This is a genomic window from Blastococcus sp. SYSU D00669, assembly GCF_054050715.1.
The window spans coordinates 30,461-42,726 of the sequence record NZ_JBJGZV010000043.1 but is presented as its reverse complement, the minus strand read 5'-3'; the positions used below and the strand labels follow the sequence as shown (position 1 = coordinate 42,726).

Below are 12,266 nucleotides of genomic sequence, written 5' to 3'. Positions count from 1 at the left end.
TTTTTAGATTATCGTGCCCTGGAGGTCAACGTCCGGGGCGTTGGGATGGGGCTGGGGGTGGGGCTGCAGGGGGCTGGGGCGGGGCGGCCGCGCCCGCGGCCGGCACGGAACGGTCGAACCGGGCGGTGTCGCCGGCGTAGTAGGGCCAGACCCGCCACCGCGCGGCGCCGGTCCGCTCCGGCGGGCCGAGGGTCACCTCGCCGGTGGCCGCCCACTCCACCCCGCGGACGAGCAGCGTCATGAACGGCAGCTTGCGGAAGGTGTCCCAGTCGTGCCCCAGGGTCACGCAGAAGCTGCGCCCGGCGCCCCACTCGTTGACCCAGGCCAGCGGCTGGTCGGTGTTCATGCCGTGCAGCGCCTCGAGCCCGCCCTCGGGGACGACCACCGGCGTGTGCGCGTTCGGCCAGCCCGCCCGGCGGTAGTCCTCCACGTCGTCGAAGACGGTGAGCAGCACCTGCGCCGAGGGGTCCATCCGCGCGCCGGTGAGGACGTCGTCGTTCACCACCGACCACTGCGCCTCGAGGCCCGCCGTGACCGGGTGCCGCGGCTCCGCCGTCCGGACGACGACCTCGCCCTGCGGGCGCGGGCGCAGCCCGCTCTCGCGGGACAGCGTCGCCCCGCGCATGCGGTCGAACTCCTCGGGCCAGCCCCACTCCGGCTCCTGCACCGACGAGCCGTGGAACCAGACCACGCCCTTGCCCTCGTCGCGCACGAAGCGCAGCAGCGCCTGCTCCGTCGTCGGGCCGAAGCCCTCGGCGACCGAGTGGTAGTCGTCGCGGCCCTCGTACATGACCAGGACGACGTCGAACCGGTCGAGCAGCTCATCGCCGATGCCGCGGAACTCCTCGAGCACCCGCACGCGGAACCGGCCGGTGGACTCCAGCAGCGTCGTCAGCAGGTTCGTGTGGTGGCGGAAGCTGCGGAACTCGTTGTCGTGCTCGACGCTGACCTTGCCTGTCGCGATGAGGACGTCGAGCTTCCCCGTGGGTTCCGTCATGCGTCCGCCGCGACCGACCGGATGTACTCGACCGACTTCACCGTCTCGACGGTCGGGAAGTACTCCAGGCCGATCGGGCCGTCGTAGCCCGACGCCCGGAGGACGGCGAGCTGCGCCGGCCAGTCGACCGACCCGCTGCCCGGCTCGCCCCGGCCCGGCGCGTCGGCGAGCTGCACGTACTTCACGAAGCCCGCCGCGTCGGCCAGCTCGGTCGCCGGGTCCTCGCCCTGGGCGATCGAGTGGTAGAGGTCGTAGAGGATGCCGAACCGCTCCGACCCGATGGCGCGGGCCACGTGCACGGCGTCCTCGGTGCGGTCGGTGAGCGCGCCGGGGTGGTCCACGCGCGAGTTGACGGGCTCGAGGACGAAGTCGACACCCGAGTCGCTGTGCCGCTCCACCGCCTCCCCGTACATGTCGATGATCACCTGGTGGTTCCGCTGCCGGTTCATCCCGGGGAAGCCCACACCCGAGGCGAGCACGATCCGCGGGCAGCCGAGCAGCTTCGCGTGCTCCACGGCGGTGTCCAGCCCCTCGTGAGCCGGCGTGAGATCGGTGCCCGGGAAGGTGAAGCCCATCCGCGGCCCGGCCAGCAGCGAGGTCAGCTGCACGCCGGTGTCGGCGAGCGCCTTGCCCAGCGAGTCGAGGTCCTTGTCGGTGGAGAACCACATCTCGACGGCGTCGAAGCCGGCGTCCGCGGCGGCGCGCACCCGGTCGCCGGCGTCGGCGCCGGCCTCGGTGAAGAGCAGTTCGATGTTGGCGGAGAGCTGGTACACGTCAGTCCTTCTGGCTGAGGGCGGCCGTGATCGACCGGCGGATGAGGGCGTGCTGCTTGCGGACGAGATCGACCGGGTCGGCCTCGTCGAGGTCGGCGAAGGCGTGGCCCTCCCACTCGCTGGAGAAGAAGCCCGAGTACCCGCCGCGGACGAACTCGGCGACGATGGCCGGGTAGTCGATCGCCGGCTCGTCGCCGTTCTCGTCGATGTCGTAGAACTTCGCGTGCACGTGGACGATCTGCGGCATGATGTCGGCCCACTCGGCGGGGTCGACGTGCCCGTGCATGTTGAACGCCAGGCGGGCGAACGAGCCGAGCGACTCCGGGGCGATGCCACGGGAGTGCAGGTACTCGACGAACTCCCCGTGCCGGGCGTTGATGTCGGCGTCGGTGGCCCAGATCTGCTGCAGGCGGTCGAGCTCTTCCGCGCCGAGGCCCATGCGCCCGAGCTTGCGCAGGATGGTCGGCGACATCGCGTGCATGGTGGCGCTGAAGTCGGCGACGAAGCCCAGCCGCGGCGAGCCGATCTGCTCGTACGTCTCGCGGATCTCGAGCACCTTGGGCGAGTTGGGCCCGAGCGGGGCGTGCAGCTCCCAGCCCATCGTGAGGTCGAGCTCCTCGGCCAGGGGCAGCAGCCGGCGGATCAGCTCCGGCTCGGCGCTCTGGATCCGCACCAGCGGGAAGCCGAGGGCGTGCGCGCTGCGGAACTGGGTGGCGGTGAACTCGTACTCCTCGTCCGGGGTCATGTCCCGGTCGCGGCGCCGCCCCATGTCGAGGTTGCAGCCGAACGAGCTCGGCACGAAGCCGTGCCGGTCGAACGCGTCCCGCCACGACCGCACGAACTCCGGGGTCACCTCGGGATAGGTGCGGATCGTCTGCGACGCGACGATCTCGATGCCCGGGCCGATGCCGGCGGAGTCGACGACGTCGAGCAGGCCGGGCAGGTCGTAGCGGCCGGCGGCCCACTCGCTGGTCAGCGAGTAGAGCGTGAGGCCGAGCTTGATGCCGGCGCCCTCGACGGCGGGCGCGGCGGCGGGTGCGGTCTGCGTGGTCATCGGGCGGCTCCTGCGTGCGCGACCAGCCTGCGCCGGTTGCTCGCGTGGTTGGTGACGTAGACCTGCGGGGCGATCTGCATGTAGGGCAGCCGGAGGTCGACGGTCACCTCGACGTCCACCCCGGCCCCCTCGGCCGGCGGCTCGTCCAGCGGCACCACCACGACGAGCCGGTCCTGGATGAACCAGAGGACGTCCCACTGGCCGGCGAGCTCGTCGACCCGGTAGGTCCGCTGCCCCAGCTCCACCCGCAGGTCGTCGGCCGGGACCTCGCGCCCCTCCACCGAGACCGCGATCGAGCTGACGCTCGACAGCCACAGGCTGCGGTACCAGGGCACGGTGAGCGCGATGCCGAGGCCTTCGGGCCGCCGGATCAGGCTGTCGTCGGACAGGACGGTGTCGCCGGTGGCCATCAGAGGGCCGCCTTCCGTTGCTCGTACATGTCGCGGACCATCGGTTCGAGGGTGGTGGGCCACCAGTCGCCGCCGGGCACGGGTTCGCCGAAGCCCTCGGGCAGGCCGAGGGTGACCTTCCCGGTGGCGGCCCACTCGCAGCCGCGGGCGAACAGGCCGCGGAACGAGGGGTGCGACACCGCCTCGGGGCCGTGCCCGATCCCGCTGGCGAACACCCGGCCCTCGCCGTAGCGGTTCGTCCAGACCAGCGCGTGCTCCTCGCCCATGCCGGGGAGCGCGTCCCACTCCGACGGCACCTGGGTGTAGCGGAGCGGGTTGTCCCAGCCCGTGACCAGCACCTCGACGTCGGCGTCGGGCGCCCACTGGAGGTTGACGTAGAGGTCGTCGTCGTAGTGCGGCACGAACTCCGGCATGCCGGAGGTGATCGGGTGGTCGGGCTGGACGACGTGCAGCCGGAAGTCGTCGATCGGCGCCCGGCGGCTGCAGTGCTCGCGCATGACGCCGCCGGCCATGGTCTCGAAGTCGTCGTCCCAGCCGGCGCCCATCTGCAGCGAGGCGTGGTAGACGACGACGCCCCTGCCGGCGGCGACGAAGTCGTAGAGCGCCTGCTCGGCACGGCTGCCCCAGCGCTGCTCCGGGGCGCGGCTCCACGGCTCGAACCGGCCGAAGTAGTTGAGGACGACGAGGTCGTAGGGCTCGAGCGTCTCCGGCCCCGCACCGCGGAACTCCTCGGTGATCCGGACGTCGAACAGCCCGGTCTCCTTGAGCAGGTCGCGCAGCATCGGCGAGATGGTCCGCCAGTCGTGGTGGATGTCGGTGTGACCGGTGACGACGAGCGCCTTGAGCTTGTCGTCACCGCCGAGCTGACGCTGGCCGATGTCCGGCACGGGCGATCTCCTTGGGTTGGCCATTTTTTGCTTGTTTCGTGCAGAAACATCCTGGCGCCTGGTGACGCCGGGCACAAAGCGTTCCTGTCGATGCCGGGGATCGGCCGGAGTGATAGCCCCGCGATCACGTCTCGCCGCGCCGGTCCCGCTCGTCGGCGAGGCGTTGCCGGAGCTGCTCCAGGACCTCGAGCACCTCGACCGTGGCGGCCACGGGGTGCGCGGGGTGCTCGATCTCGCCGGTGAGGATGCACTCGTCGACCGCTCGGAACATCGGTACGTAGCCGGCGCCCTCCTTCGGGAAGGTCAGTTCCTCGACCGTCGGCGGCGACGGCGGCCGCCCGGTCGCGACCGTCAGCGTGGTCGGCGAGAAGAGGGGCTCACCGAAGTCGATGGCGCCCCTCGTGCCCCCGATCCAGCCCCGGGGCGGAACGAAGAACGTGATCGACGTGACGAACTGGGCGAACGCACCGGAGGCGAACTCGAGGGTGCACGCCTCGTGCAGGTCGACCCCGTCCCGCATGGTCCCCGTGGCGGTGACCACCTCGGGCCTCCCGAGGAACGTGTGCGCCAGCGTGACCGCATAGACGCCGAGGTCGTACAGGGCGCCGCCGCCGAGGGCCGCGTCCCAGAACCTCGGCGGCCCGTCAGCGGGTACCGGATAGCCGAGACCGGACTGGACGAAGCGGGGCTCGCCGATCGTCCCCGACCGGACGATCTCCCGGGCACGCTGCAGGGCGGGGCTGAACTTCGTCCACATCGCCTCCATCAGGAACACGCCGTTCGCGGCAGCGATGCGGCCCAGTTCCCGCGCCTCGTCGGCGGTCATGGTCAGCGGCTTCTCGCACAGCACGTGCTTGCCGGCCAGGAGCGCCTCTCGTGCGTACGCGAAGTGCGTGCTGTGCGGCGTCCCGATGTAGACGGCGTCGACGTCGGCCGAGGCGCACATGCCGGAGTGGCTGCCGAACGCGTGCGCGAGGCCGAGGTCGGCCGCGAACGCGTCGGCCCGCTGCTGGTCGCGCGACGCGACGGCGACCACCTCGGCCGTCTCGCACAGGCGGAGGTCGCCGACCGTCCGCCGGCCGATGCCACCGGTGCCGACGAGACCCCACCGGACCTGGTTCGAGCTCACCGCCTGCTCCTCCCCCTCGCCACTCGGGGCGACGGCCGGACGATCACCCCCGGTACGTTCCGCCGAACCTGCTCGGCACCAGGTCGGCCCGCTCCGCTCCGGAGCGGATCACCTCGAGGACGACCTCGGCGACCAGCTCGGGAGGCTGCGGCTGCAGCTCGGGAGGAACCGGCGCCGGGCGATCCGCAGTCGGTCGCCCGTCGGCCCGCGACGAGTCGTGGAACTCGGTGGCGGTGATGAACGGGTAGACGGTGGTGACGGCGATCCCCGCGTCGGCCAGCTCGAGCCGGGCGACGCCGGAGAGCATGTTCAACGCGGCCTTGGATGCCGCGTAGGCACCGGCTCCGGGACGGACCACCAGCGTCGTGCCGGAACTGATGTTGACGATGCTGCCGCCCCCCTGGCGCCGCATGATCGGGACGACCAGCTGCATGGCGACCAGGGGCGCGACGACGTTCAGCTCCAGCACGGCCCGGAAGTCGGCCGGGTCGACCTCCTCCAGCGGGACGTGCAGCCCCTGACCCGCGTTGTTGACCAGCGCGTCGAGGCGGCCGTAGGTGTCGACCGCCGTCTGCACCGCCTGCGCGAGCTGCCCGGCATCCGTGACGTCGCAGGGCACGGCACGCGCGTCGGGCAGCTGCTCGGCGAGGTCCTCGATCCGTTCCTCGCGACGAGCGGCGAGCACCACGCGGGCGCCTGCGGCGGCGGCCGCCCGCGCCGTGGCGGCGCCGATCCCCGACGATGCGCCGGTCACCAGGACGACGGAGTTCTCGAGCTCCACCAGCCTCAGCCCCGCACCGTGTCGAGCGGCTGCTCGAGCATCGGGCGCAACTCGCGCTGCAGCAGGTAGCCGCCGAGCAGCGCACTGGCGGCAGGGTGCGGGCTCTGCTGGCTCTCGAAGGCGATCCAGCCCTCGTACCCGGCGGCGCGCAGCGCCCGGGTGACGGCCGGGAAGTCGACCAGGCCGTCGTCGTGCCCGGGCTCGGCGAACCAGCGCGGGACCTCCCGGGCGCCGCCACGGACCCGGACGGTCCAGTAGGCGTGCGGCTGCAGGTACTCCTCGGCGTCGTCGACGGCCAGGGCGTCCTGGAACTGCACGTGCCAGATCCGGTCGCCGTTCCGCTCGATCACGGCCAGCGGGTCGATGCCGCCGACGGCGAGCTCGCCGGTGTCGAGCGCGAGCCCGACCAGCGCGGGGTCCGTGCGGTCGAGCAGTCGGGGTACGTGGTCGCGGCGCAACGCGGAGAGGAAGTCCACGTGCAGCGCCGTCCGGACGCCGTGCTCGGCCGTGGCCCGGCCGACCGCCTCCCAGCAGGCGGCGAGCCGCCCGAGGGCGTCGTCGTCCAACGGGTCGACGTCCCCGGCGGGCGGGGCGGCGGGGACGAGCAGCACCGATCCGCCGAGCTCGGCGAGCGCACCGGCGAACCAGCGGGCCTTCTCGACGATGGCGGGCACGTCGTCCGCCGAGAGCGGCGAGAGCGGGCCGGTCAGGTGCTCCATCGAGCGCTGGCTCGGGTCGTAGGCCCAGCTCGACACCGCGTCCAGCGCGCAGGAGGCGAGGAACTCGCGGAAGCCGGCCAGCGAGCCGAAGTTGGCCTCGACCTGCTGCGGGTTGCCGAACGGTTCCCAGCGGCCGGTGCCGTAGGAGAGCTCGACGCCCTCGAAGCCGGCGATCGAGATCGTCTTCAGCGCCCGCTCGTGCTCCTCGCGGCGGACGAAGTCGTCGAACTGCGGCTTCCACTGGTTGAGCGCGTAGGAGAATCGGATCCCGCTCACGAGTAGATCCGTTCCAGCACGTTGACCGCGTACCAGCGGCTGATGGCGGTGCTCTCTGAGTAGTCTCCGCCCTGCTTGTTGGCCTTGTCGTGCTCGACGGTGATCCAGCCGCGGAACTCGTTGTCGCGGACCGCCGTCATCATCGCCTCGAAGTCGACGAGGCCGTGCGGCGTGCCCATCTCGTAGAACCACTTGCCGGTGGTCGGCGCCATGATCTCGGAGTCCGGCCGGTGCCGGTGGTCGTCTCCGGTGGCCCGGTTGCGGGTGTCCTTGAAGTGGAAGCCGCTGACCCGGTGCGCGTGCCGCCGGTAGAGCGCCACCGGGTCGAGCCCGGCGATGCAGTGCTGCGCGGTGTCGACGAACAGCGAGACGTGCTGCGGGTCGGTGTAGGAGTAGAAGGTCTCGATGTCCGGCTCGCTCTGGATGCCGCAGAAGAACTCGTGGTGGCAGGTCAGCCGCACGCCGTAGCCCGCGGTGATCTCGCCGACCTTGTTCCAGCACTCCGCGGTGTACTTGAGCTTGTCCTCGGTGATCGGCTCCATGTCGTAGTACAGGGTCGCCGGCATCACGATGATGCTGTCCAGCTGGATCTCCGACCAGCGGCCCATCGTCACCCGGAAGTCCTCGAGGATGTTCTCGTGCGTCTCCGGGAGGTGGGGCGCGTAGCTGCGGACGTCGTAGTCGGCGGCGTGGAACGTGTTCACGATCCGCTCCAACCCGTGGTCCTGGACCATCTCCTGGTACTTCGCCGGGCCGCCGTAGTCGCCGTACATCTGCCAGATGCGGAAGTCGAAGGTGTCGATCGCGTCGAACCCGGTCGCCTTGACCTGCTTGAGGAACGCCGACATCGTCCTGTGCGAGTGCCACTGGTCGACCGGGCCGGCCGGGCCGTTGCTGCGCCAGTGGTCCATGTACGACCACTTGATGTTCCGCTGAGCGCTCATGACTTCGGGATCCCGAGCTCGTGCTGCAGATACCAGCTGTTGAGCATGGCGAGCTCGGCCGGGTTGCCGCCGTGGTCGCTCTCGACCACGACCCAGCCCGGGTGGTTCCGCTCCCGCAGCGCGGCCACGAAGCCGGGGACGTCGACCAGGCCGCCCTCGGTGCCGAGCTCGAAGAACCAGCGCTCGATCCGGCGCCCGGCCCCGCCCTTGAGCATCGTCGACTCCGCACCCGGCATCCGGTACTCCTCGCCGGTGTCGGCGTAGCGGGTGTCCTTGAGGTGCACGTGGGTGACCCGCTCGGCGTTCTCGCGGTAGAACGCGACCGGGTCGATGCCGCCGACGGTCAGCTCGGCGGTGTCGAGCGCGAACCCGACGGTCGCCGGGTCCGTCGCGGCGAGCAGCCCGCGCAGCTCGTCGGCCGAGTGGATCGCGCCGAGGCAGTCGTAGTGCAGGGCGAGACCGATGCCGGCGGCCGAGGCCAGCTCGCCGATCCGGTTCCAGACCTCGCCGATCAGCTTGATCCCGTCGGCGTCGAGCGGCGGGGACATCCAGGCCGACCCGACCGGGCGGACGACGAGCTGCTCGGCGCCCACCCCGGCCACGAAGTCGACGAGCGGGCGGGACCACTCGACGATCGCGTCGTGGTCGGCCGGGTTCGCCGTCGACCGGAACGCGTACCCCTCCTCCTCCTCGGCGGGCTGCTGCGGGTCCCAGAACATGCTGGAGACGCCCTGCACCCGGGCCCGGCGCAGGAACTCGAGGAACCCCTGGTGCGAACCGTGGTTGAGCAGGATGACCTCGGGCCGGGCGATGTTGTCCCAGCGGCCGGTCCCCGACGCCAGCTCGACGTGGTCGAAACCGCAGGCGGAGACGGTCTTCAGCGCCCGCTGCTGCTCCTCGTGCCGGACGAAGACGTCGAGCCGGAAGTTCCACTGGTTGAGCGCGTACGACCAGCGCAGGCTGTCCTTCATCGCGCGGCCACCTCCGCCTCGGCCTCGGCCTGTGCCTCCGCGAGGACGTTGTCGATGTACCACTTGGCGACGGCGGTGGCCTCGGCGTAGCTGCCGCCGCCGAGCTCGGCCTTGTCGTGCTCCACGGTGAGCCAGCCGTCGTAGCCGGAGCGCACGATCTCCTTCATCAGGGTCGGGAAGTCGACCAGCCCGCCCTCGCCCATCTCGTAGAACCAGCGGGTCACCCGGGGCGCCATCAGCTCGGGGTCCGGCGGCGTGCGGTAGGCCTCGTGCTCGTCGACGTTCTTCGTGTCCTTGAAGTGGAAGCCGGTGCAGCGGTCGGAGTAGTCCCGGAACATCTGCACCGGGTCGACGCCGGCGATCGTGTGCTGCGCCGTGTCGCAGAAGAAGTAGACGTACTCGGGGTCGGTGTACCGGAAGAACGTGTCCAGCTGCTCACGGGTCCGGATCGCGCCCCAGAACTCGAAGTGGCAGGTCGTCTTCATGCCCTGCTCGAGGGTCAGCTTCCCGACGCGGTTCCAGAGGTCGGCGACCACCTTGATGGTGTCGTCGGTGACCGGCTCGGTCTGGTAGTAGGTCGAGGTCGGCATGACGATGAAGTTCTCGACGCCGGTCAGGCCCTCGCACATGCGCAGCGTGTTCGTGCAGTCGGCGACGATCCGGTCGTGCGTCTCCCGGACGTGCGGCGCGGTGTACCTCGTCGCGGACGGGTACGCGGAGAAGATCCCGGTGATCTTCTCGAACCCGTTGTCCTGCAGGAACCGCTCGAAGCCGGGCACCGAGCCGTACATCCCCCCGAGCGCGTGCAGGTAGAAGAAGAAGGTGTCGAAGCCCGTGAACCCGAGGGCCGACAGCTGCTTGACGTACCGGTCCATGTAGGCGCGGTTGAACTGCGGGGGCTGGGGCCCCTGCGGCGTCTCCGTCACCCAGTGGTCCATGTAGGACCACTTCGTCCACACCACGTGGTGTCCCCTCGATCGAACTATTTTTGCGTAATCCGTGCAGAAACATCCTGCTGCGTCGTGACCGCCGGCACAAACGGTTCCGGCCGATGTGCCGCATCAGCGGCGCTGATGACCCGCCCGCGGCAGCGCGAAGGCCGCCAGGCACGCGGCCAGCTGGAGCCCCGCGCCGGTGAGCAGGCCGACGGCGAACCCGTCGGTCGCGGTGTCGCCCACGGCGGCCGAGGCAGCGACGGCCACCAGCGCCGCCAGGCCGACGGCGCCGCCCACCTGCCGCGACGTCGAGAGCAGGCCCGACGCCAGTCCCGCCCGGTCCGGACCCAGCCCGGTCGTCGCCGTGACGGTCAACGGCAGCCCGGCCGCGCCGAAGCCGGCCATGGCCAGCGTCATCGGCACCACCACGTCCCACCAGTAGGCACCACCGCCGTCGATGCGCGACAGCCAGACGAGCGACACCGCGGCGAGCAGGGTGCCGAGCTGGAACAGATGGCGCGGGCCCAGTCGCTCGATCGCCCGGGAGCTCAGCCGGGCCCCGACGGCGATCCCGACCGCCCCCGGGGCCAGCACGAGGCCGGCGGTCAGGGGGTCGAGGTCCAGGACCTGCTGCAGGTAGAGGACGAGGAAGAACATCATCGCCGGCAGCACACCGCCGGTGACCGCGGTCAGGGAGTTGGCCACGGTCACCGGCCGGACCCGGAAGACCGACAGCGGGACGACCGGCTCGGCCACCCGGCGCTCGGCGACCACGAACAGCAGGCCGAGCACCACCGCACCGGCGAGACAGGACAGCGCCGGGCCCGACGTCCAGCCCCGCTCCTCGCCGAGGATCACCGCCGAGACCAGCAGCGCCGTCGCGGCGGTGACCGACACCGAGCCGGGCAGGTCCAGGCGACCGCGGACGTGGTCCGGCGACCGGCCGGTCAGCCCCCACGCCGCGACGACGGCGAGCACCGCGCCGAGCGGGACGTTGACGAACAGCACCCACCGCCAGCTCAGCAGGCCGGTCAGCAGACCGCCGATGACGCCGCCGAGCGCGCTGCCGGAAGCGGCCGCGGCGGTGAGCAGGCTCAGTGCCCGGGCGCGGGCCCGCGCGTCGGTGAAGCCGGTGGTGACGAGGCTGAGGGTCGTGGGCACGAGGACCGCTCCCCCGAGCCCCTGCGCGAACCGCGCGGCGACCAGCTGCCAGCCCTCCTGGGCCAGCCCGCCGGCGAGGCTCGCGACGGAGAACAGCAGCAGCCCGCCGAGGAAGGCGCGCCTGCGCCCGAAGAGGTCGCCGAGCCGCCCACCGAGCAGCAGGAAGCCGGCGAAGGTGAGCGTGTAGCTGCTCACCACCCACTGCAGCCCGGTCGCCGACAGCCCGAGGCTCTCCTGCATCGGCGGCAGCGCGACGTTGACGATCGAGGTGTCGAGGACGGCGATGAACTGCGCGGCACAGGCGATCGCCAGCAGTGCGCCCGGCCGCCGCGGCGGCGCCTGGACGGACGCCGCCGCGGTGTCGGTGACCTCCATTCAGCGGAAGGTGTCCTCGAACTCCGTGTAGGGCTGCGGTGGCTCGGGCTCGAGCGTCTGGACCCCGTCGTTCGCGTACGGGTGGTAGTCCGTCGTCGTCACCGGCTCGTCGACCGGGGGCAGGAAGACCGGGACGCCGTCGTCGCCGAACCAGGCCAACTGCGAGTCGTGGCTCTCCTGGTTGTCCTTGGCGAAGGAGATCCAGTCCCGGTTGAACGGGGCGCGGGCGACCTCGTAGCAACGGAAGTGCCAGATCCGCCACTCGCCGTCCTGCTTGACGAAGTCGACGCCGTACTTGCACCACACCCAGTGCGCCCAGACCGGCTTGCCGTCGACCTCACCGCCCGAGAGGACCCACGGCGGAACGCCCTTCGCGACCTCCGGGTCCATGAGTCCGGACTCCAGGCCGGCCATGATCCAGATGCCCTTGGCGGTCCGGCCGTCGGCGCCGACCTCGACGACCGGCGTGGTGGTGTAGTGGAACAGCAGCTTGCCGACCGGCCGGGGCCGCCCACGGTGGTAGGCGGTCACCGACTCGTAGGTCGTGTAGAGACCGACGTTGTTGTAGCGCGACCAGATGTCCGGCGTGCCGGGCTTCACCCAGAGCTCGTCGATGATGCGCTGGTCCTCGTACGCGTTGTGGTAGTGCATGTAGCGGTTGAAGACGTTCTCGACGGCGCCGCGGTCGTGCGCGCGCGTCGCCGCGCGCTCCGCGACGGCGAGCCGCTCCTCCAGTGCTGCCAGGCGCCGCTCGAGCGCCTGGGTCTCCTCGATCGTGGTCATGCCGGTTCCTTGCTCCTCTGTCGGATCGGATGGGGTGGGCTCACGAGGAGCGGGGCGGCCCGCGGAACGGC

At 71.3% G+C, this 12,266-nt stretch carries 13 protein-coding genes; all 13 read right to left on the bottom strand.

Annotation, left to right across the window (positions count from 1 at the left end; genetic code table 11):
• Window positions 1-25: 25 nt before the first annotated feature.
• The 13 genes from ACI8AF_RS23150 to ACI8AF_RS23090 all read right to left on the bottom strand — a co-directional run bounded on the left by ACI8AF_RS23150 (window position 26) and on the right by ACI8AF_RS23090 (window position 12,195).
• Window positions 26-997 (bottom strand): ThuA domain-containing protein, encoded by a 972-nt coding sequence (locus ACI8AF_RS23150; protein ID WP_456542116.1) that lies wholly within the window; start codon window positions 995-997, stop codon window positions 26-28.
• Window positions 994-1,770, bottom strand: coding sequence for a TIM barrel protein (locus ACI8AF_RS23145; RefSeq protein ID WP_456542115.1), 777 nt, complete (start codon window positions 1,768-1,770; stop codon window positions 994-996). Before ACI8AF_RS23145 ends, ACI8AF_RS23150 begins: the two co-directional genes overlap by 4 nt.
• Before the next feature lies 1 nt (window position 1,771).
• Window positions 1,772-2,824 carry a sugar phosphate isomerase/epimerase family protein gene (locus ACI8AF_RS23140; protein ID WP_456542114.1) on the bottom strand — a complete coding sequence of 351 codons (1,053 nt, stop codon included), beginning with the start codon at window positions 2,822-2,824 and terminating at the stop codon, window positions 1,772-1,774.
• Window positions 2,821-3,234, bottom strand: a complete 414-nt coding sequence (locus ACI8AF_RS23135; RefSeq protein WP_456542113.1) for a C-glycoside deglycosidase beta subunit domain-containing protein — start codon at window positions 3,232-3,234, stop codon at window positions 2,821-2,823. Before ACI8AF_RS23135 ends, ACI8AF_RS23140 begins: the two co-directional genes overlap by 4 nt.
• Window positions 3,234-4,121 (bottom strand): ThuA domain-containing protein, encoded by an 888-nt coding sequence (locus tag ACI8AF_RS23130; protein ID WP_456542112.1) that lies wholly within the window; start codon window positions 4,119-4,121, stop codon window positions 3,234-3,236. Before ACI8AF_RS23130 ends, ACI8AF_RS23135 begins: the two co-directional genes overlap by 1 nt.
• 124 nt (window positions 4,122-4,245) lie before the next feature.
• The gene (locus tag ACI8AF_RS23125) at window positions 4,246-5,250 is read right to left on the bottom strand and encodes a Gfo/Idh/MocA family protein (RefSeq protein ID WP_456542111.1); all 1,005 of its coding nucleotides are present in this window, start codon (window positions 5,248-5,250) and stop codon (window positions 4,246-4,248) included.
• Window positions 5,251-5,293: 43 nt separating this feature from the next.
• Window positions 5,294-6,031 carry an SDR family oxidoreductase gene (locus ACI8AF_RS23120; protein ID WP_456542110.1) on the bottom strand — a complete coding sequence of 246 codons (738 nt, stop codon included), beginning with the start codon at window positions 6,029-6,031 and terminating at the stop codon, window positions 5,294-5,296.
• Between the two features lie 5 nt (window positions 6,032-6,036).
• The gene (locus ACI8AF_RS23115) at window positions 6,037-7,026 is read right to left on the bottom strand and encodes a sugar phosphate isomerase/epimerase family protein (protein WP_456542109.1); all 990 of its coding nucleotides are present in this window, start codon (window positions 7,024-7,026) and stop codon (window positions 6,037-6,039) included.
• Window positions 7,023-7,970, bottom strand: a complete 948-nt coding sequence (locus tag ACI8AF_RS23110) for a sugar phosphate isomerase/epimerase family protein (RefSeq protein ID WP_456542108.1) — start codon at window positions 7,968-7,970, stop codon at window positions 7,023-7,025. Before ACI8AF_RS23110 ends, ACI8AF_RS23115 begins: the two co-directional genes overlap by 4 nt.
• Complete coding sequence (locus tag ACI8AF_RS23105; RefSeq protein ID WP_456542107.1) at window positions 7,967-8,941, bottom strand: sugar phosphate isomerase/epimerase family protein; 975 nt, start codon at window positions 8,939-8,941, stop codon at window positions 7,967-7,969. The genes ACI8AF_RS23110 and ACI8AF_RS23105 overlap by 4 nt, the downstream gene beginning before the upstream one ends.
• Complete coding sequence (locus ACI8AF_RS23100) at window positions 8,938-9,903, bottom strand: sugar phosphate isomerase/epimerase family protein (protein ID WP_456542106.1); 966 nt, start codon at window positions 9,901-9,903, stop codon at window positions 8,938-8,940. Before ACI8AF_RS23100 ends, ACI8AF_RS23105 begins: the two co-directional genes overlap by 4 nt.
• A gap of 99 nt (window positions 9,904-10,002) precedes the next feature.
• On the bottom strand, window positions 10,003-11,412 hold the full coding sequence (locus ACI8AF_RS23095) for an MFS transporter (protein WP_456542105.1): 1,410 nt from the start codon (window positions 11,410-11,412) through the stop codon (window positions 10,003-10,005).
• Window positions 11,413-12,195, bottom strand: coding sequence for a nuclear transport factor 2 family protein (locus ACI8AF_RS23090; protein WP_456542104.1), 783 nt, complete (start codon window positions 12,193-12,195; stop codon window positions 11,413-11,415).
• Window positions 12,196-12,266 lie beyond the last annotated feature (71 nt).